Here is a 20,735-nt window from a genome sequence, read left to right on the forward strand (position 1 = left end):
GCGTCAGTCCCCCGGCGCCCGATACTCCCAGTGCCCTGACAGCAGGGCACGGTATTCCGGCCGCGCATAGCGCCCGTCGATCAGCAGCGCCGCACCGCAATCGGCATCGCCCCTGACGACACGACCCAGGGACTGGTTCACCCGCTGCATGGCCGGGTACAGCGAGGCGTAGCGAAAGCCGTCACCGTGCCGCCGCTGGAAGTAATCCCGCTGCAGCCGGTTGTCACGATCCGGCTGCGGCAGACCCGGCCCGACCAGCACCACTGAGCGCAGCTGGTCACCCGGCAGATCAATGCCCTCACTGTAGCTGCCGCCGAGCAGACACAGCGCACAGACATTGCGCTGTGTGCGCAGAAGCTCGCGCAGTTCCCCGGGCGGAGCCGCAGCGCCCGGCACCGGCTGCACCCAGAGCTGGCGGCCCTGCAGCAGAGGCCGCAATGCCTCAACGCAGTCCTGCAGATAGCGGTGCGACGGAAAGAAAACCAGGCAGTTCCCCGGCTGTGTCTCCAGCCACTGCACCAGCCTGGCCAGCAGCCGCGGTCGCGAGCGCTCCCGCTGCGGCAGGCGCGTATCGATCTGCGGCTCGATGGTCACTCGCAGCTGGTGTGGCTGGAAGGGCGAGGCACAGCGGCGAAATACCGCGCGCTCATCAAGACCCAGCACGGCCCGCATCCAGCCGTCCGGAGACAGCGTGGCGGAAAAGACGACCACCGCATGCAGCGCCGCGTGGCGCTGGGCCAGCATGCGCGCCGGGTCGATACAATTGAGGCGCAGACGATTTCCGTCCTGCGCAAGCAGCTCGCAGCAGAAGTCATCCGCAGCGAGATCCGACAGTCGCACAAAGTGCAGCAGAGCGAAGTACAGCGCCTGAACGTCGGGATGCGGCCGCGGCGGCGCCCCCGGCCGGGCCAGCTGCTCCGCAATTGCCGCGATGACGGTCTGCATGCTGGCCAGCACCGCTGCCGGAGGCTGTGGCAGCACCGCGTAGTCCTCGTGCGGCCTGACATGCGCCAGAAACAGCGTCTGCAGTGCCGTGTCAAGGGCAGCTACCGCCCGCCGGGGCGCACCGCGCAGGACCCGGTGCGCAGCAGCAACATCGCCGGACAGCGATGCGCTGTACATGCCGCGGGCCCGCGCCGGCAGGTTGTGCGCTTCATCCACAAGCACCGTCCAACGGGATGCACAGTGCATGGCCAGCGCCGCCACTGCCGCATGCAGACTGAAGACGTGATGCTGATCGGCAATCGCGATATCCACCCAGGGCAACAGATCAAGCCCAAGCTGGTAGGGACATAGCGCGTGCTCACGGGCAAGCGCCTCAACATCGGCCTGTGTCAGGGTGCGTCTTTGCAGCGCATCCTCGCGCGCGGCGGGCAGCTTGTCGTAATAGCCGCGGGCGTAGGAACAATCATCCGCCCGGCAGGCGTGCCCCGGGGAAAAGCAGATGCGTTCTTTCGCCGTCAGGGTCAGCGTCGTGGCAATCAGACCATCCGCGGCGAAGCGCCCGAGGGTGTCCTGTGCGGCATCGCGCCCGCTGTGCTTGGCAGTGCAGAACACCACAACATCGTGGCAGTCGTGGGCCAGCCCCTTGATCGCCGGGTACAGCACCGCTGCTGTCTTGCCAAGCCCGGTGGGCGCTTCCAGCATGAGCTGGCCACCGCCGTGAACGCACTTGTAAACCAGTTCGGCCACGTCGCGCTGGCCCTGCCGGTACTCGCGGAAGGGAAAGGCCAGCACGCGGATCGAAGCATCGCGCGCGGCGGCATGCTGCAGACGGGCCGCCATCCAGCAGGCGTAGCGCTCACAGGAGCGCTGCAGAAATTCCGCCAGCTCGGCGGCGCTGTAGGTCTGGTCCAGCGGGTGCTCCTCGCGCCGGGTCAGGTCATACCAGGTGAGACGCACCTGCACCTCATCCAGTCCTTCGGCGGCGGCCAGCATGGCCGCATACAGCCGGGCCTGGGCAAGGTGCAGACGCGACAGCTCAGCGGGCAGGCGGGCCGGATCGATACGGCAGGTCTTGATCTCCTCGATCATTGGCAGCGAGGGCAGATAACCATCGGCGCGACCGCGCAGATGCAGGGTCAGGTCGCCGCGGTGATAGGTGGTCTCCAGCGCGTACTCCGCCAGGTAGCCGTCGCCGCGGGCCGCGGCCAGTTCGCGGTGGCCGCGGATGCCCTCTGCCGCCGTCGGACCCGGCCCGAAACGGGCATCGAGATCACCCGCGCGGTGGCAGAACGCGGCCAGCTCACGCACGCTGACGCGAATCTCAGGCATCGCCCCACACCACCTTCAACACACCGGCGGGCGCGCCGATGTCACACAGGTAATTGAGCCAGCGGCGCTGGTGGGGCTGCAGCGCATCACCCGGACCCTTGACCTCCCACAGCTGGTATTCCCCGGCGCGGCCACCCAGCAGCACAAGGTCCGGCTGGCCACGGCGGTTCTCCCGCGGATCAAACAGCAGTCGGCGCCAGACAGCCACCAGATGGCGGAAGGGAATACAGCGCACGGCGTCCTGCACCAGCGCCGGCGTTATCACGCGCCAGTCGATCCAGCGGCATTGATAGCCGGCGCAGCGTGAGACCATCCGCAGCAGCTCCGCCTCAAGGTCACAGGCCGCAAGCTGCTGCAGGCGGCGCTCCAGCGCGGGACGGCGGCGCAACTGGAAGTCACTCCGGAACATGTCGGCGGGACCGGCCTGGAAAGGATGGTGGAACGCGCCCGGCACTGCAGCAAACACCTCATCCCAGAACGCCAGGCCGAACAGGCCATTGAACAGGGCGTTCTCGACGTGCCGGACCGAGAGCCAGCCCTCGGCCTGCAGCGCCTCCGCCGCCCGGCGCTCGACCCGTCCTGTCCCCGGCGGCAGGCGCATTTCTCGCGTGCTGAAGCGGTCACGGCGCCGCAGGGCGCGGGTTCCATGGATCCGCCGCAGCAGCCGCTGGCGAATGGTGGTGACCGCCGCCTGCTCATCCTCGCACCAGGGCTGGACCAGAACGCGGCCGGCAAACGCCAGCGCCTCATCTGTCGCCCCCTGCGCCTCGAGCACTCGCAGGCGCCGCTCTCTGGCGGGGTGCTGCTCGCTGTGGACATAGAGCTCCAGGGCGGTGTCCGGCAGCCCCGCGCGCTCGCAGTCGCGGGCAATCCGGTTGCGCAGCCGGTGAATTCGCCGGACAACGCTGTCGGAGTCGCTCGCCAGCCCCAGCGCATCCGCAGCCAGCGTGCGCAGGGTGTCGCGGTCGCGACCGTCCTGCCACAGTGCATGTCGCTCGGCCAGGGCATCGGCCTGTCGATAGACGTCTACCGCGCCCCGGCTGGAAAAAACCCGCTGCGCTTTTGACAGCGCATAGGGCCAGTAGCTGGCCACACCGAGGTCACTCAGTACGAAATCCACCAGACTCTGGCGGGAGTTGCCGAAAAACAGCAGCTGCAGCAGCCTGACGGTATCGCCGCCCTCGATCCGGATCAGACGCTCGTCCAGCGCGGCGCACAGGCGCTGCGCGCGGGCGGCATCGCTCTCCTCCAGTCCGGCCACCGCCATCAGCAGCGTGGGCTTGTTCGGTCGCTGCCCTTCGCCCAGTTCCACGGCATGGCAGCGCTGTATCTCGGCGCGGGTGAAGAGGCTACCCAGCGTGTCGATATCCAGCGCGGCGCAGTCACTCGCAAGATCACTGTCGATAAGTGGCGCCAGTGCGCTGTCGATGTCGCCGATTTCCGGGTAATGCAGCCTGCCGACGCGAAAAACCGGGCCGACACGCAGCACGAGGCGCACGAACAGGCAGCGGGCGGCCCTGGGCAATGCCTCAAAACGGCGCATTTGCGCCAGCTCCTCCGGCAACAGGAGATCCGCATAACGGGCATCCACGACGCGCCACAGCGCCTCGAAATTGTGCAGGTAATACAGCGGCGGCAGCGCCGGGCCTGCGCCTGCTATCGCCGCCTCAGGCATTATGCAGGTCTTCGCCTGCTGCGGCAGATCCCTGCTGCAGCATGATCCCCGGCAGTATGAACGCGAGACCGACCAGCGTGGCCGGGTGAATCGGCTCTTTCAGAATACTGGCAATGAAAACCAGGGACAGCATGGGGGATAGGAAAATCAGGTTGCCGACCCGCGACACGCTGCTGGACAGGCGCAGGGCGGTGGACCACAGAACATAGGTGAAACCCATCTCGAACATGCCGACATAAACCGCCGGTGCCAGCCCTGAAAGACTGCGCGGCAGACCCGCCAACGTGACACAGGCGACCCACACGGGCACCAGTGCGACGAGGAAATACAGCGCCAGGGATACCACCGGATCGCGCCGGCTGCGCGTCCCCGCGAGCCAGAAGACCGCCCATACCAGTGTGCTCGCCAGCGCGTAAAGCACACCCTCGAGGCTGCTGAACCGCAGGGCAAGCAGCTGGCCCTCGGTCGCGATAATGACCACGCCCGCATAGCCGAGGGCAACGGCGGCCCAGTCCCTGGGGGTGAGGCGATGGCCGAGCACGGGCACCGCCAGCAGAGCCAGCGTGATGGCCCAGGTGTAATTGATGGTCTGCGCCTGCTGGGCGGGCAACAGCGTATAGGCATGCAGCAGTATCAGGTAGTAGACCAGAGGGCTCAACAGGCCCATGCACAGAAAGTACAGCGGCGCCTGCCGCAGGTACTCGACCAGCCATTGCAAACGGCCCTGGCGCGCCACCACGCCGAGCAGGCAGGCCAGGGACACAGTCACGCTGATCGCCAGCAGCTGCAGCACGTGCAGGTGCGCCAGCGCCAGCTTGAACGCGGTGGCCGCCGTGGACCAGAGCGTCACGGCGGCAAGTCCGAGCAGCAATGCCCTGCGATCAGCGTTCAGCGAGGACCTCCTGACGGGGCGGTGGTGTTGCGATGAAGTTACCCCGGTTAAACGTAAATCGCATGATTTTACGCGAGGTGCTAGCGGGTGTCAGACCCGAGGACCCGCCCGGCCGATCCTGACCGCTGTACCGCGCGTGCATTTTACGGCATTCTGCACTCTCGCAGGTCCTACCAACTTCTTTCCAGGCTGAGACGTTGACTGAGCACTCACACGATAATCCGCGCCTGACACCCTGGCTTGCCCTGACCCCCGTCCTGGTCCTGGTGATCATGCTGGGCTGTTCGGCCTATCTCTTCGGTGCGGATGCCTCCTACGGCCCCAACCAGATCGCCCTGGTCCTGTGCACCGGTGTGGCAGCAATCGTGGGCAGTTACACGGGGCTGCGCTGGAGCGAACTGCAGGAAGGCATTATCGACGGCATTGGCCTCGGTCTCGGCCCGACGCTGATCCTGCTTGCGGTGGGCATGCTGATCGGCACCTGGATCCTGGCCGGCACCGTGCCGACGCTGATCTACTACGGTGTCCAGATACTCAACCCCTCGCTTTTCTACGCGGCCAGTGCCGTGATCTGCGCCATTGTCGCGCTTTCCACCGGCAGCTCCTGGACCGTCGCCGGCACGCTGGGCATCGGACTCATGGGCATTGCCGCCACCTTCGAACTGTCGCCGGCGATCACCGGCGGCGCTATCGTGTCCGGGGCCTATTTCGGCGACAAGCTGTCGCCGATGTCCGATACTACCAATCTCGCCGCGGCATCAACCAATGTGGATCTGTTTGAGCATATCCGTCACATGCTGTGGACCACGGTACCGGGATTCGCGATTGCGCTGCTGATTTTCGCCATGATGGGCAGCGCCGGCGGCGCCACGCCAGACAAGATTCTCAGCCTGCAGCAGGGCCTTGCCCGGGAATTCAACATCGGCCTGCACCTGCTGCTGCCCATGCTGCTCATGCTCTATCTCATCTACCGCCGCTTTCCCGCTTATCCTGCCATTATCATCAGCGCGGTTGCCGGGGGCATCTTTGCGCTACTGTTCCAGCCCGGGCGCGCCATTGCACTGGCCGGCGACGCCGACCTGGCCACCGGCTTTGCGCTCACCAAGGGTATCTGGATCAGCCTTACCGACGGCTACATCTCGAACAGCGGCAACGAAGATCTCGACAAGCTGCTCAGCAAGGGCGGCATGAGCAGCATGCTGAACACGGTCTGGCTGATCATCTGCGGCCTCGGCTTCGGCGGAATCCTCGAGCGCACCGGCATCATCCGCCTTGGCCTGGCGCTGGCGCTGCGCGGCGTGCGCTCCACGGGCTCACTGGTCATGCGTACCGTTGTGACCTGCTTCAGCGCCAACATCCTCACGGCAGACCAGTTTCTCTCGGTGGCACTGCCCGGGCGCATGTACCGGGATGCCTACATCGCGCGCGGCCTGTCGCCGCTGAACCTGTCGCGCACGCTGGAGGATTCCGCCACCCTCACCTCGGCACTGATACCGTGGAACTCCTGCGGCGCGTACATGGCGGCCACCCTCGGTGTCGCGACCTTCAGCTATGCCCCGTTCGCCTTTTTCAATCTGGCCTGCCCGCTGCTGGCGATGCTCTATGGCTACCTGAACTTCGCCCAGCGGCCTCTGGAAGCGCAGTACCAGAGCGGCACCACGAGCAGCAGTACCCCCGTTGAGGCCTGAAATGCCGCTGTCGCCGCACTGGGACTTTCCATCACCCTTCATCCTGCAGCGCCGGGTCGCGGCGGCGGATATCGACGAACTCGAGCACACCAACAACACGGTGTACGTGAAATGGTGTGAAGCGGCAGCCTGGGCTCACTCGTCATCCATGGGACTGGATATGTCGGCCTATCGGCGCCTGGATCGCGCCATGGCAATCACCCGCAGTGAATTCGATTACCTGCAGGCCTCGCGCCTCGGTGACGATCTGAGTATCGCCACGTGGATCACCGGGTGGGACGGGCGGCTGACCATGCACCGCCGCTTTCAGGTGATCCGCCGCGCCGACAAGGCCACGCTGCTGCGGGCGCGGATGACCTTCGTCTGTATTGAAATCAGCAGTGGCCGCCCCCGGCGCATGCCCGCGGCGTTCGTTGACGGCTATGCCCCGGCCGTACTCGACCTGGTGGGGGACTGACCCGTCAGCTGCGCTGCCAGTCGAAGGGCATCACCGCGGACAGCTGCGGCGCCCCGCACATCACCATCAGCAGGCGGTCCAGCCCCAGGGCGACGCCACTGCAGTCCGGCAGGCCCGCTTCCAGCGCCGCCAGGAGGTAGCCATCGGTTTCACGCTCAGGCAGTCCCCGCTCCCGGCGCACACGGTTGTCTGCGGCAAAGCGGCGCGACTGCTCGCCGGCATCGGCCAGCTCATGAAAACCGTTGGCCAGCTCCACACCGTCAATGTAGAGCTCGAAACGCGCCGCCACCTCAACGCCGTCAAGCCACCGGCAGCGCGCCAGCGCCGCCTGGCTGGCGGGGTAGTCGTGAATGAACACCACGCCCTGCTCTGCCAGCACCGGCTCAATCGCGTGGGTCATCAGCAGATCAAGCCACAGGTCACGTCCGCCGGTCATGCCGCCGGTGTCGACACAGCGCCGCGCCGCCGCTGCCAGATCGGCGTCCGTGGCCGTAAAGGGATCGAGCGACAGCGTCTCGCGGAAGAGGTCCCGGTATCGAAAGCGCTGTGAGCGCTGCCGCCCCAGCAGCGGCAGCACCAGATCGGCAACCTCCGTCATCAGGCCATCGAGATCAAGGCCCGGGCGATACCATTCCAGCAGGGTGAACTCGGGGTTATGCCAGCGTCCCTGCTCGTCATCGCGAAACGCATGAGCAATCTGGTAGATGGCGCCACTGCCGGCCGCCAGCAGTCGCTTCATCGCGTATTCCGGTGAGGTCTGCAGGTAGCGCGGACGTTCAGATCCGCCGCAGTGCTGGACGATCAGGGGTTCCAGAGCGGGATCGGTGACCGTGTGTGCCGCCAGCAGCGGCGTATCCACTTCCCAGACGCCGCGCCGATCGAAGAAGGCCCTGACCGCCGCCAGCAGCGACGCGCGCTGCCTGAGAACATCGAGGTCGGCCGACGGGCGCCAGTCATTCACCGATCAGGATTTGGAGGCGCGCGCCACGTACTCGCCGCTACGGGTATCGACGCGGATCACCTCGCCCTGGGAAATGAACAGCGGGACCTTCACCACGGCTCCCGTGGTCAGCTTGGCCGGCTTGCTGCCGCCCTGTGCAGTATCGCCCTTGAGACCGGGGTCCGTCTCGATTATCTCCAGTTCAACGAAGTTAGGCGCCGATACCGACAAAGGCGTGCCGTTATACAGCGTCACCTCCACCGGCTCCTGCTCTTTCAGCCACTGTCGCGCCTCGCCGACCGCGGCTTCGTCGGCCTGGTGCTGCTCGAAGGTATTCGGCTCCATGAAAAACCAGAACTCCCCGTCGGTGTACAGGTACTCCATCGTCACGTCCATAACGTCGGCCCCCTCCAGACTCTCGCCGGACTTGAAGGTTCGCTCCCATACGCGGCCGGTCTTCAGATTGCGCAGGCGTACGCGGTTGAAGGCCTGGCCTTTGCCCGGCTTGACGAACTCGTTGTCGAGGATGCTGCACGGATCGCCGTCGAGCATGACCTTGAGGCCGGAGCGGAATTCGTTGGTTGAGTAATTGGCCATGGTATGTCCCCTGGGTTTGACGCGGCCGCATCATAGCGTAACTGGTTCGCAAAAGTCAGTTATCGACATTACCCCTGGGGGCAAGAATGGGATACTCTCGAGCAAAATTGATGTCTACCCTGGCAGGAGACTGGCACGCATGGCCGACTACTCCAACAACACCCTGAAGCTGCCACTCCAGGATCTGGATACCTTCCCCCATTTCGCGCTGAAGGCGGAGGCGGCAGACAGCTGGGCGCAGACGCTGCCCGCGGGCAATGCACTGAAAAGCGGCTCGGACCTGCGAGCGGCGCTGTCCGCGCTGAATCGATCCGTGGTGCCACCCGCACAGCGCTTTCTCATCCTCGAAGCCCTGCGACCGGTGCTCAACCAGACGGCGACCACACTGACCCACGCCTTCCTCGGGCAGCCCCTGACCTTATCCGAAGAGGGCCAGCAGCGCGCCGAGCTGGTCAGGGACCTGTACGAGCTGGGCGCCGCCGGCTATGCCCTGTGCGCCGTGCATACCATCGCCAGGCAGAGCATCGTCACCGAAACCAATCCGGCAAAACTGGCCTGCGAGTCGCTACAGAGAGCCATCACGCTGCAGGGCCGTGAACTCCTGCGCGGCCACCTGCTTTACCAGCCGCCTCCCGTGCACAGCTGGTCGACACTGCACCAGCTCTATGCCATGGGTGAGCGCCAGCAGCTGGTACGGCTGCCGGTTCACGACCCGCTGCGGGACACCGACACCTCGATTGTTGGCGAATACCTGCCGGCCCTTCTGCTCGGCTGCTGCAAGACCAACCAGCTTCGGCAGCGCGACATCATGGCGGTCTTCAGCGCGCTGCAGCAGTGGCGCGATCTCATTCGCATCGAGGATCCCGGCGTTGGCAGCGGCCTGTTCACCGTGGATCTCGATAGCGACCGACCGCCGGTATACAGCAAGCTGATTGTCGAGCGCCCGAGTACGGCTCTGCGGCATATCAATACCGACGCTCTGGTTGAGCAGCTGCAGCGCCTGAAGCAGCGGCACAAGAAAGAAGGCATCACCAGTATCGCGCTGAACCGGGAAACCCGCCTCGACGCGAATCTCCTGAACCACCTGCGACGCGCCCTGGGCGAGGTGAGCCAGCGCAACTTCGCCCGGCAGCGCTCGCGGCACCGACTGTGGATCGCTACCGGCCTGACCGGCGTGCACTTCTATGTGGCCGGCGAAAGAACCCTCGACCAGGTACTCCACGGCGACGATCACCTTGAGAGTGAGGAAACCCGACAGGCGGATAACCCCTTCCTCCGCCGTCTGTCAAAAGCCGATGCCTGGCAACGCGTGAACCCCGAGGAAGATGCAGTGGCAGACGCCGACATCGCTGACAGCGAGGCCGAACAGGCGATAGATGTGGACGCACACACGCTCGCCCAGCTCAACGACGAGGAGGCCACCTACGAGCCGCGCAAGCACATTGTCTACACGGTGGAATCGGCGAACGTCAGCCCCGGTGGCTACTGCATTGAGTGGAACGACCTGCCCGCGGGGATCCAGATCGGCGACGTCGTCTGCCTGCACGAGCGCGAGCACGGCGGCACGGAATGGTCGATCGCGGTGATTCGCTGGATCAGCCAGGTCAGGGAATCGCCAACCCTGCTTGGCCTTGAGCTGCTGAGCCCCCGCGGTACCGCCTATGCGGCGCAGGTGCGGATGCCCGACGGGGAATACTCCAGGCCCCTGCGGGTCATTCTGCTGCCGGAAATTGCACTGGTCGGCCAGCCGCACACTCTGCTGGTACCGCGCCTGGTGTTCCGGGAAAACCAGAAAATCATTCTTGCGCGCAAGGACGAGTCCTATCTCATCAAGCTGAAGCGGCAGGTGGGGTCCACAGCGGCGTTCAGCCAGTTTGATTTTGACTACCTGCGACAGCTCGATGAAGACGTCGACTCCAGCGGCCGGGACGCGCTGAGCGCCTCCAGCTTCGAGTCGATCTGGTCAGATATCTGAAGCGGACGCGGCTGTGCACCAGTGTCGCTCGGGAATCCCGAGCAGAAAGAGAATGCTGTCGAGACCCGAGTGGGTGATCGCCTGGTCCGCCGCAGCACGCACCACGGGTTTCGCCCGGTAGGCAACGCCCAGCCCCGCAATTCCGAGCATCGGCAGGTCATTGGCGCCGTCACCCACCGCAATCACCTGTTCGTTCGACAGCTGAAGGGACCCCGCTATCGTCCGCAGCAGCTCCGCCTTGCGCTGGCCGTCGATGATTCGCCCCTGTGCCTCACCGGTGACCCTGCCATCGACAATGGCCAGCGTGTTCGCGAAGACGTCATCGATACCCAGCGCCGTCGCCAGACGCCGGGCAAAGAACTCGAAACCGCCGGAGACAATCGCGCTGCGATAGCCCGCCGCCTTCAGGGTTGCCACCAGCGTCGCGGCGCCGGGCGAGATCACGAGACCGTCGGCAATGGTCGGTAGATGGTGCTCGGACAGACCGCGCAGCGTCGCAAGGCGTTCGCGGAAGCTGTCGGCAAACTCGAGCTCACCGCGCATGGCGCGCTCGGTGATGCCGCTCACCTGTTCCCAGCTGCCCGCCGCGCGGGCCAGCTCGTCAATGACCTCCGCCTCGACCAGGGTCGAATCCATATCGAACACGATAAGGCGCCGGTGGCAGCGCAGCAGGTCATCCACCTGCAGGGCAATATCCACACCGAGCGCGGATGACTGCCCGCGCAGGCGGTCGCGCAGATCGGCGGCAGCAGGGTCCGCATCAGCGGTGTCATCAGGGCAGACGCGCCATTCCACGCAGCCGCGGGCCGCACCGGGCAGGGACAGCCAGCGCTCTTCCTGCTGACACCAGCCCCCGTCTGCCACCGCTTCAGCCACCGCGCGCAGGGCATCGGCCTGCAGGCCTGTACCGATCAGTGTAATGACGAGGCTATCTGCGCTTCGCAGATCCCTCGAGCGGCTGGCTGGCGATGACACGGGGTTGTCCTGTGGCCGGGCGTGACGCGGTGCATGGTAGCGCGCGGCGGCAGTGCAGGGAACCGGACGGGGTGTGCGGCACAGCCGCTTACCTGAAGCGCCATGCGGGGTATACTGCGCGCTGTCACATCCGGCCCTGGTTTCAACCGTGAAATACCGCCTCCAGCAATCGAGTCTCGGCGTGAACCTGCCGCTGATCGCCGCCCTCTGCAGCCTCGCCGTGGGCCTCGCCCTGGTGACGCTCGCCGCGCTCTCCAGCCGACATCTGCAGGAGGCCCAGCAGGATGTTTTCGGCAACGCCCTGGCGGGACATCTGGCGCAGCAGGTCAGCGGCGCACTGGAAACCGGCGACCTGCTGAGCCTCGCGGCGACGCTGCAGAACTTCCAGGGCAGCTCGCGTGCGGGGAAGGTGGGCGTGTTCGATGTCGAGGGTGGCGTGCTGGGACAGGCCGGCAGCGCGGTACTGGAACCGCAGGAGTACCGCAGCCCGATCCGGGTGGGCAGCGACGTCGCCGGCCAGGCGGTGGTCACACTGGATGGTGCGCGTGCCAGCGAGAGCCGACAGCGCTATCTGCTCAGCCTTAGCGCACTGGCGGTCATGCTTAGCCTTCTGGTGTTTCTGCTCGCGCGCTACCCGGCACAGCGTCTGGTCCAGCGCCTGATGGGCGTCAGCGGGCGGCTGGCTCTGGATGCTTCAGCGGCGACCGCCCCGCCACCTCAGGGCGAGATTGCCCTGCTGGAGGAGCGCGCCGCGGCGCTGCCCATGGAATTGCTGCGCGCACATACCGCCGCGGCCCCCTCACGCGAGGATCACTACCGCAATACCGCAGTGCTGTATCTGCACCTGGGGAGTCTCGCGGGCTATATCGACACGCTGAACGAGCGCAACCTGCACCGCTACACCGATCGCCTTCACCGCATTGTGTACGCGGCTGCCGCCTGCTACGCCGGCACGCTTCAGGTGGCGCGTCCGTTCGGACTGATCCTCTGTTTTGGCGACGAGGAAGGCCGCGGCAGTGCACTGGTGCGCGCAGCCTCCTGCGCCTGGCTGATACGCAGCGTGTCGCGGGAACTGGAAAAGAGCGGGTCGCTGTCGTTCTCCATCGGCATGGCGATCGGCAACAGCGAACTGGGACCCGGTGACAGCTCGGATATCTATCCCGGCCTTTACATGCAGTCAATCATGGATGAGCTGCGCAGTGCCTGCCTTGACGATGTCGAACACATTCTGCTGGCGCCATCGCTCGCCGACGCCCCGGAATTGACCGGCAATGTGCGGGTGAGAAAGGGTGATGGCGACCACTTCGGCACGCTGGTGTCCTTCGCCAGCCCGCACGCCGCATTGCTGGAACGCCAGCGCGAGCTGCTGCTGAACCGCCTGCGCCGCCGGCCCGCCCGTCAGGATCAGTAGGCCACTAGCCCCGGGTCGCCAGCGCGATACGATCGGTGCGCTGGAAGCCCCGCGGCAGCTTGTTGCCGCGGCGACCGCGCTCGCCACGGTAGTGCGCCAGCTCAGTGCCTTTCAGTGTCAGATGGCGTTTGCCGGCGTGAATGACCAGGGCATCGTCATCGCGCAGCGCGACCACGCCCACCAGGTACTCCTCGCGCTTCTCCACACGCGCGCCGGGAATACTCATGATCTTGTTGCCCTTGCCGCGGGCGAGCACCGGCAGCTCCTGCAGCGGGAACACCAGCAGACGCCCCTCGTTAGAGGCAGCCGCCACCCAGGTCGCATCGCTCTCAATGACCGCCGGCGGCAGTACGTGAGCCCCCCGTGGCAGGGTTAGCGCGGCCTTGCCGGCCCGGTTCTTCGCCTGCAGGTCGCCCAGCGTGGTGACAAAACCGTAGCCGCCATCGCTGGCAAGGAGGTAACGCCGGTCGGTGTCGCCCATGAGCAGTCCGTTGAATACGGCCCCGGACGGCGGGCTGATTCGCCCGGTCAGGGGTTCACCCTGACCGCGGGCAGACGGCAGGTTGTGAGTGGCAATGGTGTAGGCGCGCCCGGTGGAATCCAGAAGCACGGCGGGCTGGTTGCTGCGCCCGCGGGCCTCCAGCTTGAAGCCATCGCCGGACTTGTAGCTGAGACCAGCAGGGTCAATGTCGTGGCCCTTGGCAGCCCGGATCCAGCCTTTCTCCGACACTACCACGGTGATCGGGTCGGCGCTCATCAGCTCAACCTCGCTGAACGCGCGCGCCTCCTCGCGCTGCACCACCGGCGAGCGGCGATCATCGCCGTACTGCTCGGCGACGGCGAGCAGTTCCTTGCGGATCAGCGTTTTCAGCCGGGCTTCACTGCCGAGCAGCTTGTCGAGCTTCTCGCGCTCTGCCTCAAGCTCATTCTGCTCGGTGCGGATCTTCATTTCCTCGAGCTTCGCCAGATTGCGCAGCTTCAGTTCGAGAATCGCCTCGGCCTGCACTTCGGTGATGCCGAAACGCTGCACCAGGGCGGGCTTCGGCTTGTCCTCGGTGCGGATGATGTGAATGACCTCATCGATATTCAGGTAGGCAACGAGGTAGCCTTCCAGCAGATGCAGCCGGCTGAGCACCCGTTCCAGGCGATGCTGCAGACGCCGGCGCACCGTCTCGGTACGGAACGCGAGCCACTCGCGCAGAATCACGTCCAGAGGCTTGACCGCGGGGCGGCCGTCGGTGCCGATCATGTTCAGATTGACGCGGTAGCTGCGCTCGAGGTCGGTAGAGGCGAACAGATGGCTCATCAGCGCATCGCCATCCACCCGGTTCGAGCGCGGCACAATGACCAGCCGCGTCGGACTCTCATGATCGGATTCGTCGCGCAGATCAGCCACCATGGGCAGCTTGCGCGCCTGCATCTGCTGGGCAATCTGCTCCAGCACCCGGGCGCCGGAGGTCTGGTAAGGCAGGGCGGTGACCACGATATCGCCGTTTTCGCGCTCCCACAGGGCGCGCATGCGCAGGCTGCCGCGGCCGGTGGCATAGATTGCGCGGATATCCGCCAGCGGCGTGATAATTTCCGCCTCGGTCGGGTAGTCCGGCGCCAGCATGTGCTCACAGAGCGCGTCCACCGTGGCCCTGGGTGAATCCAGCAGGTGCACCGCCGCGGCAATCACTTCGCGCAGGTTGTGCGGCGGAATGTCGGTCGCCATGCCGACGGCGATACCGGTGGTGCCATTGAGCAGCACGTTGGGCACCTGCGCCGGCAGCAGCGCCGGCTCGTCCAGCGTGCCGTCGAAGTTCGGCACCCAGTCCACCGTGCCCTGCCCGAGCTCACCCAGCAGGGCCTCCGCATAGGCCGCGAGACGGGACTCGGTATAGCGCATCGCCGCGAAGGACTTCGGGTCATCCGCGGAGCCCCAGTTGCCCTGGCCGTCCACCAGCGGGTAGCGGTAGCTGAAGCTCTGGGCCATCAGCACCATGGCCTCGTAGGCAGCGCTGTCGCCGTGGGGATGGAACTTGCCGATCACGTCGCCCACGGTGCGCGCCGACTTCTTGAATTTGGCGCCGGCCTTCAGGCCCAGTTCGCTCATGGCGTAGACAATGCGGCGCTGGACCGGCTTCAGGCCATCGCCGATGTGCGGCAGGGCCCTATCCAGAATGACGTACATGGAATAATCCAGGTAGGCCTTCTCTGCATAGTCCCGCAGGGCGATCTGTTCGACGCCGTCGGCATCTGTGGCTGGTGTTTCAGACATTCAGGACTCTCTTGGTGAAGTGACGCTGCAGATGATCACGCGCTACTTTCGGGCATCGCCGCCCTGCAATCTGACAATCTGCTCATTCAGGCTGACAATGGAGTTGGCCATGTCCGAGAGCAGACTCTGGATAGTACCGGGATTGCTGCGGATCAGTTCCGCAAACTGGTTGGTGGGCACCTTGACCACCGAGCAGGCGGTGCGCGCACGCACCGTAGCGCTGCGATCGGCGTGGGTCAGGGCGGCCATGGCGCCGAAGATCTCGCCGGCGCTGATGCGCCCGACCTGCACACCGTCCACCAGAACATCGGCAACCCCGGACGTCATGTTGAAGACGAAGTGGGCCCGGTCGCCCTGGGCGATGATGATATCGCCCGGCTCGAAAACCTCGAACCCCGGCGTGGTCACCACGTCCACCGCCGTGGCGGCGGCCGCCAGGCGCAGCATCATGCCGGAATAGGTTACCAGAAGCCGCGTCCAGAGCTTGGTGGTCGCGGAGTTGGCAAACACCTGCTGCATGAACTCCAGCGCCGGGTAACTTGCCAGGCTGGCGCCCGCCTCGCTGCCGTAGGACACCGCGGCGTCCGGATCCGCGGAACCCGCGATATCGGGAAGCAGCATGTCGCCCTCCTCGAGCAGACAGACATTGCGGTGGCGGTAGCGCACGGTGATAGTGCCGCTGTCCACGCGGAAGAACCTGCCGCCGTCAAAGTGGCGGAAGTTCCCGGCACGGGTCGGCGTGACCTCCACCCGATCGGGATAGAGTTCCATTTCGTCGAGCAGCGCCTGCACAAGATCCCTGAACTGACGGTTCAGCAGCTTGAAGTCCGCAGGTAACTCTACGCTTGCCAACATAAGGGTTGAATCCTGTCATCGCCAGTCCTTGCCGGAGGTGAATCTGTCTGATGCATCCGGACCCGGCGCCGCGCATGGCTGGAGCCGGATCATAACAAGTTCTGCAGAGCGCGAGAACTGAAACCGCGCCGCCTCCGGGCAGCCTACCGCTGGTTTTCCGCGACGTATCCCGCTAGGATGCCGGCGCATCAGCCCTCAGGAAGCGGGATATGCAGGACACAACCGACACCTGGATGACTTGTGATTTCATGTCCCTGTCGCCCGCACTGCTGTACGCCATCCTGCGGCTGCGCCAGGCGGTCTTCGTGGTCGAGCAGAACTGCGTCTACCAGGACCTGGACAATCTCGACCAGTGCGGGGACCACCTGTTTCTCCTGCGCGATGGTGAGCCCATCGCCTACCAGCGCTGCCTGCCGCCAGGTAGCGCCTTCGCTGAGAGCTCGATCGGCCGCATCATCGTAGCGCCGGCGGCGCGCCGGGAAAGACTCGGCTCGCGGCTGGTGCAGCGGGGCATCGAACACAACCGCGAGCGCTGGCCCGACAGTCCGATACGCATCGGCGCCCAGGCGCATCTGCAGCACTTCTATGCTGCGCTTGGCTTTCGGGTGGCGGGAGATCTGTACCTCGAGGATGGCATCGAGCACGTCCACATGCTGCTCGATGCCTGACCGCTCAGGCTGAGGGGTCCGCTCCCCCGCGCAGGGACTTTTCCAGCCGTTTGGTATCAGTGATGTCGAGCATGATGATCACGACGCCATCGATCACGTCGTCGAGTCTGTGATAGGGCATGATGCGCACCGTGAACCAGCGCTCGTCACTCGTCAGCACCTGCTTTTCCGACACCTGCAGGGTCCGCAGGGTCGCCAGGGCATCCTCGTCCAGCCCCGGGTAATCGAGGATCGACGACAGCTCACCGAGCGGCCTGCCGATATCACCTTCCCGCAGGCTGATGAGCTTCGCCGCACGGTCGGTATAGCGCCTGACATGCAGCTGACGGTCGAGGAACAGCACCGCAATTTCAATGCTGTTGAGGACATTCTTCATGTCACTCTGCGCCAGCGCTAGATCGTCCAGCTTGGACTGCAGCTCACTGTTTATGGTCTGCAGCTCCTCGTTCATCGACTGCATTTCTTCCTTGGACGTGGTCAGCTCTTCGTTCGCGGACTGCAGCTCTTCATTGGTGGACTGCAGTTCTTCGTTGGATGACTGCAGCTGTTCCCGCGTGGCGCGCGCGTCATCGCGCAGCGCGAGTATTTCATCCCGATACTGCTGTACTTCTGCCTCATGTGCCGTTTCCGGCACAGCGTGGTCTTCCCCGGGCCCGCCGGACTCGCGGGCGCCCTCGCGGAACACCACCATCGTCATGCCCGCCAGGGCGGCGGGGGTCTGCAGCGCCTGCACGGTAACATCCACCGGCTGCAGGCCCGTCGGCGTTTCCACCTGCAGGCCTCGCAGCTGCACCGGCTCATTGCGACTTGCCGCCACCCCGAGCGCAGCCGCTATAGGCGCACGCAGGTGTTCCCGTGCCATGGCGTGGATGTTCCAGTTGGCCTTGCCGGCAGCGGGCTCCAGGTACTTGCCCGTGCGCCCGCTGATATAGACGATATCGCCGCCAGCGTTGAGCACGACCGCCGCCGGCGCGTAAACCTGCAGCAGCACATGGTCTGCCGCTGCCTGCAGCGTGTCGTCGCCTGGACTGGAAACCGTTCTGGGAGTCACATCATTGTCCTTGCGCTGCCGGGATAGGGGTGGCAGCGAGTGCAGCAGCATTTCAGGACCCGACAGCGAGCGCCTGCCGTAGCGCCGGTACAGGCGCTGCCTGGAATCAATGGCCGCAAACAGGTGGCCGGCGCGACCGATTGTCTCAGAACTGCCCAGCATGAGCACGCCGGCGTCGCGCAGGCAGTAGTGAAACAGGGGCAGGAGCTTGCGCTGCAGCGCCTGATCGAAATAAATCAGCAGGTTCCGGCAGATAATCAGGTCGAGACGGGTGAAAGGTGGATCCAGGATCACATCGTGCCGGGCGAACAGCACCCGGTCGCGCAGGCTTTCATGAACCCGGTAGCCGTTTTCAGTCTCGGTGAAAAAGCGCGCCAGCCTGCCCGGGGAGACCTGGTCGCGGATGGTCTTCGGAAAATAACCGCGCCGCGCCGTGGCAATCGCCTCCGGGTTGAGGTCGGAGGCAAAGACCTGAAGGCTGACGTCCTGCGCCCGGGGCAGATGCTGCAGGGTTTCCTGAAACAGCATGGCCAGGGAATAGGGCTCCTCGCCGGTCGAACAACCGATGCACCACACCCGCAGGCTGCCCTCGCTGGCACGCGCGGACAGCAGCGCGGGCAGGACACTCTGACCCAGGGACTTCCAGGCCTCGGGGTCACGGAAGAACTCCGTTACGCCAATCAGCAGCTCCCTGAACAGCAGATCGATCTCGGACCGGTTTTTCGCCAGGTAGGCGGCATAGCGCTGCATGGAGGCAAAACCGTGAATGGCCATGCGCCGTCCGACCCGGCGATGCAGGGTGCTCGGCTTGTAGAGCGAGAAATCGTGTCGCGTCTGCTGCTGCAGCAGGCTCACGATCTGCTGCATGGGCGCCGTCGGCGGCGCCGCTGGCGGGGCTTCGGATGAAGGGTCCGATTCTTCACTGACACAGTCCATGAGTCGAGCCGGCAGTGCCTCCGGTGCAGCGACGATATCGGCGCAGCCGGCATCGATAGCGCTGCGCGGCATCGCGTCAAACTGCGCCGTTTCCGGGTCCTGTACGAGGGTCAGGCCGCCCACCGCCTTGATCGCCTGCAGGCCGGGCGTCCCGTCCGACCCCATACCGGACAGCAGCACGGCGATGGCACGCTCGCCCTGGACACTCGCCAGCGACGAGAACAGGACATTGATCGGCAGCCGCATCCCTCGGGGCTCATCCGGCGTTGACAGGTTCAGGCGACCGTCGGCCACGCGCAGCTCGGTGCCCGGCGGTATGACGAACACCGAGTCCGGTTCGATACGCATTCCCTGCTCGGCCTCGCGCACCCGCATGGACGTCACGCGCTGCAGCAATTCCGCCAGCAGGGTCTTCTGCGTGGGGTCGAGGTGCTGCACCACGACATAGGCCAGACCGCTGTGTGGCTGCACCGCCGCAAGGAAGCTTTCCAGCGCCGCCAGCCCGCCCGCCGAAGCCCCGAGGCCGACGATCCGGGTGACCGGCCCGGCGCCCTCAGTCTGACTGGCGGGAATGATCGCGGGCCTTGCCGGATTCACCACCCGGGACCAGCAGCAGCACGGCATTGTCGCCAGGGGAGACGCTCACGGACAGCTGCGCCATCGCAGGATCATCGCGACTGCCTGTGAGCCACACCTCGCAGCCCTCCACCGGCTCTTCGGCCTGGAGCTGCCCGAGCAGCCTGTCAAAGGCCGGGTGACTCTCCGGCGTGAGAAAATCGAGCAGCCGGCGCCCCGGGAGCTCGTGCTGCCGGACGCCCAGCAGACTCGCCGCCGCTGCGTTGGCATCCTGGACATAGCCATCCGCACTCACCAGCAGACAGACCGAAGGCGTCAGGGCGAACAGCGCACGGTAGTGATCCAGGTCGCGGCTCATCTCGCGCTCGTTGGCCTCGAGCTGCGCCCACTGCAGGTCGAGCTCCACCTGGTACACCTGCAGCTCCTGCAGCAGCCGGAGGGCGTCACTGCTGCGGGCGGGATCACGGGCCATGTCGTAAAGCAGCGCCAGGGCGTCCCCGTCCAGCGGGCCGCCACTGGTCGGCGCGGATCCCGAACGCAGATGGTTTTCGGCATGCTGTCGCAGGAACCGCGCTTTCTGATCGGATAAAGACGAATCGGGGTACATTCAGCCTCCGGGGTACAAACTGTCAGTAGACGGTGAATTTAATGCTGTCGTGGTTTCCTGTTCAACAGCCGGTCGGTTTCCCGTTTTACAACGGCATAGCACTCGCAGCTCAGCACTTCCAGCCGGCCGCGATCGAGCACCTCGATCTTGCCGCGCTTGTAGGTGATAACTCCGAGTTTCTGCAGCTTTCCCGCCGCCTCTGTCACGCCCTCGCGCCTGACGCCCAGCATATTGGCAATCAGCTCCTGGGTCATCAACAGCCGATTGCACGACAGTCGGTCAATCGACATCAACAGCCAGCGGCACAGCTGCTGGTCTACTGTATGGTGCCGGTTGCAGACCGCCGTTTGCGCCATCTGGGTAATCAATGACTGTGTGTAGCGCAGCATGAGGTGCATCAGTTCGCCGTGGCGATTGAACTCTTCCTTCACGGCAAGGCGCGGCAGGCTGAAAGCACCGCCTGCGCTCTGCACAACGGCTCGACTCGGCGTACTTTCTCCCCCCATGAACAGGGATACACCCAGCACGCCCTCATTGCCGACAACGGCGATCTCTGCCGAGGCGCCATCCTGCATGACATACAGCAGCGAGACGATGCAGTCTGTCGGGAAATACACCTGCCGCATCTCGACGTCGGGCTCGTACAGCACCTGCCCGAGGGACAGGTGCGCGAACTTCAGGCGGGGAAGCAGCCGGGCGAGGGTGCACGGCGCGAGTGCGGCCAACAGATGATTGTCTTCGGGACGAATGGCACTGACCGTTGGCGGGTGTGCTGTCTTCATCCGTGCGCGCTCTGCTTTCGACGTTGACTAAGAGTGTAGACCACAGCTGATTCAATACCATGTACGTTACCGCACATAGTGGACGATGCCCCACAGACAGCCCTGACAGGAGCAGC

16 protein-coding genes are annotated in these 20,735 nt (G+C 65.2%); 5 read left to right on the top strand and 11 right to left on the bottom strand.

The window, feature by feature from the left end:
- Positions 1-3 precede the first annotated feature (3 nt).
- Genes EV688_RS06860 through EV688_RS06870 form a run of 3 tightly spaced genes read right to left on the bottom strand, consistent with a single transcriptional unit; the run spans position 4 to position 4,820 of the window.
- Positions 4-2,274 (bottom strand): ATP-dependent DNA helicase, encoded by a 2,271-nt coding sequence (locus EV688_RS06860; RefSeq protein ID WP_117315143.1) that lies wholly within the window; start codon positions 2,272-2,274, stop codon positions 4-6.
- Positions 2,267-3,949, bottom strand: coding sequence for a VRR-NUC domain-containing protein (locus EV688_RS06865; protein WP_117315145.1), 1,683 nt, complete (start codon positions 3,947-3,949; stop codon positions 2,267-2,269). Before EV688_RS06865 ends, EV688_RS06860 begins: the two co-directional genes overlap by 8 nt.
- Positions 3,942-4,820, bottom strand: coding sequence for a DMT family transporter (locus EV688_RS06870; protein ID WP_276309848.1), 879 nt, complete (start codon positions 4,818-4,820; stop codon positions 3,942-3,944). The genes EV688_RS06865 and EV688_RS06870 overlap by 8 nt, the downstream gene beginning before the upstream one ends.
- Positions 4,821-5,038: 218 nt before the next feature.
- Here EV688_RS06870 and nhaC point away from each other — a divergent pair, with 218 nt between their 5' ends.
- Together nhaC and EV688_RS06880 are read left to right on the top strand one after the other, a co-directional pair.
- Entirely contained in the window at positions 5,039-6,529 is a 1,491-nt protein-coding gene (nhaC, locus tag EV688_RS06875; protein WP_117315148.1) for a Na+/H+ antiporter NhaC, read from the top strand.
- A 1-nt stretch (position 6,530) separates the two neighbouring features.
- Positions 6,531-6,986 (top strand): acyl-CoA thioesterase, encoded by a 456-nt coding sequence (locus tag EV688_RS06880; RefSeq protein WP_117315150.1) that lies wholly within the window; start codon positions 6,531-6,533, stop codon positions 6,984-6,986.
- Between the two features lie 4 nt (positions 6,987-6,990).
- Here the strand turns inward: EV688_RS06880 and epmA are convergent, their stop codons facing one another.
- Positions 6,991-7,947: an EF-P lysine aminoacylase EpmA gene (epmA, locus tag EV688_RS06885; protein ID WP_117315152.1), complete on the bottom strand. Its 957-nt coding sequence runs from the start codon at positions 7,945-7,947 to the stop codon at positions 6,991-6,993.
- Between the two features lie 3 nt (positions 7,948-7,950).
- Positions 7,951-8,523 (bottom strand): elongation factor P, encoded by a 573-nt coding sequence (efp, locus tag EV688_RS06890; RefSeq protein WP_117315154.1) that lies wholly within the window; start codon positions 8,521-8,523, stop codon positions 7,951-7,953.
- A gap of 139 nt (positions 8,524-8,662) precedes the next feature.
- Between efp and EV688_RS06895 the strand changes: the two genes are divergently transcribed.
- Entirely contained in the window at positions 8,663-10,498 is a 1,836-nt protein-coding gene (locus tag EV688_RS06895; RefSeq protein WP_117315156.1) for a GTPase, read from the top strand.
- Here the strand turns inward: EV688_RS06895 and serB are convergent.
- On the bottom strand, positions 10,487-11,473 hold the full coding sequence (gene serB / locus EV688_RS06900) for a phosphoserine phosphatase SerB (protein ID WP_240624227.1): 987 nt from the start codon (positions 11,471-11,473) through the stop codon (positions 10,487-10,489). The two genes, EV688_RS06895 and serB, sit on opposite strands and share 12 nt — an antisense overlap.
- A gap of 148 nt (positions 11,474-11,621) precedes the next feature.
- Here serB and EV688_RS06905 point away from each other — a divergent pair, with 148 nt between their 5' ends.
- Complete coding sequence (locus tag EV688_RS06905; protein WP_162883774.1) at positions 11,622-12,884, top strand: hypothetical protein; 1,263 nt, start codon at positions 11,622-11,624, stop codon at positions 12,882-12,884.
- 4 nt (positions 12,885-12,888) lie between these two features.
- Here EV688_RS06905 and parC read toward each other — a convergent pair whose 3' ends face one another.
- Both parC and EV688_RS06915 read right to left on the bottom strand, forming a co-directional pair.
- Positions 12,889-15,144, bottom strand: a complete 2,256-nt coding sequence (parC, locus tag EV688_RS06910; RefSeq protein ID WP_117315160.1) for a DNA topoisomerase IV subunit A — start codon at positions 15,142-15,144, stop codon at positions 12,889-12,891.
- 42 nt (positions 15,145-15,186) lie between these two features.
- Entirely contained in the window at positions 15,187-15,999 is an 813-nt protein-coding gene (locus tag EV688_RS06915; protein WP_117315162.1) for a Crp/Fnr family transcriptional regulator, read from the bottom strand.
- Between the two features lie 209 nt (positions 16,000-16,208).
- Between EV688_RS06915 and EV688_RS06920 the strand changes: the two genes are divergently transcribed.
- Positions 16,209-16,667: a GNAT family N-acetyltransferase gene (locus EV688_RS06920; RefSeq protein ID WP_240624228.1), complete on the top strand. Its 459-nt coding sequence runs from the start codon at positions 16,209-16,211 to the stop codon at positions 16,665-16,667.
- 4 nt (positions 16,668-16,671) lie between these two features.
- Here the strand turns inward: EV688_RS06920 and EV688_RS06925 are convergent, their stop codons facing one another.
- From EV688_RS06925 to EV688_RS06935, 3 genes are read right to left on the bottom strand one after another with little or no spacing between them, the layout of a single operon-like run.
- Positions 16,672-19,251 (bottom strand): chemotaxis protein CheB, encoded by a 2,580-nt coding sequence (locus tag EV688_RS06925; RefSeq protein WP_205686493.1) that lies wholly within the window; start codon positions 19,249-19,251, stop codon positions 16,672-16,674.
- On the bottom strand, positions 19,208-19,837 hold the full coding sequence (locus EV688_RS06930; RefSeq protein ID WP_117315166.1) for a PAS domain-containing protein: 630 nt from the start codon (positions 19,835-19,837) through the stop codon (positions 19,208-19,210). The genes EV688_RS06925 and EV688_RS06930 overlap by 44 nt, the downstream gene beginning before the upstream one ends.
- Positions 19,838-19,875: 38 nt before the next feature.
- Positions 19,876-20,619, bottom strand: a complete 744-nt coding sequence (locus tag EV688_RS06935) for a Crp/Fnr family transcriptional regulator (RefSeq protein ID WP_117315168.1) — start codon at positions 20,617-20,619, stop codon at positions 19,876-19,878.
- Positions 20,620-20,735: the final 116 nt, after the last annotated feature.

This window comes from Chromatocurvus halotolerans, assembly GCF_004340525.1.
Taxonomy (GTDB): Bacteria; Pseudomonadota; Gammaproteobacteria; order Pseudomonadales; family Halieaceae; genus Chromatocurvus; species Chromatocurvus halotolerans.

Excerpts from the sequence above, each read along its gene's own strand:
- EV688_RS06930 (WP_117315166.1), bottom strand. The coding sequence starts at position 19,837 with ATGTACCCCGATTCGTCTTTATCCGATCAGAAAGCGCGGTTCCTGCGA.
- EV688_RS06895 (WP_117315156.1), top strand. The coding sequence starts at position 8,663 with ATGGCCGACTACTCCAACAACACCCTGAAGCTGCCACTCCAGGATCTG.
- EV688_RS06865 (WP_117315145.1), bottom strand. The coding sequence starts at position 3,949 with ATGCCTGAGGCGGCGATAGCAGGCGCAGGCCCGGCGCTGCCGCCGCTG.
- EV688_RS06880 (WP_117315150.1), top strand. The coding sequence starts at position 6,531 with ATGCCGCTGTCGCCGCACTGGGACTTTCCATCACCCTTCATCCTGCAG.
- EV688_RS06915 (WP_117315162.1), bottom strand. The coding sequence starts at position 15,999 with ATGTTGGCAAGCGTAGAGTTACCTGCGGACTTCAAGCTGCTGAACCGT.
- EV688_RS06935 (WP_117315168.1), bottom strand. The coding sequence starts at position 20,619 with ATGAAGACAGCACACCCGCCAACGGTCAGTGCCATTCGTCCCGAAGAC.
- efp (WP_117315154.1), bottom strand. The coding sequence starts at position 8,523 with ATGGCCAATTACTCAACCAACGAATTCCGCTCCGGCCTCAAGGTCATG.
- EV688_RS06920 (WP_240624228.1), top strand. The coding sequence starts at position 16,209 with ATGCAGGACACAACCGACACCTGGATGACTTGTGATTTCATGTCCCTG.
- parC (WP_117315160.1), bottom strand. The coding sequence starts at position 15,144 with ATGTCTGAAACACCAGCCACAGATGCCGACGGCGTCGAACAGATCGCC.
- EV688_RS06860 (WP_117315143.1), bottom strand. The coding sequence starts at position 2,274 with ATGCCTGAGATTCGCGTCAGCGTGCGTGAGCTGGCCGCGTTCTGCCAC.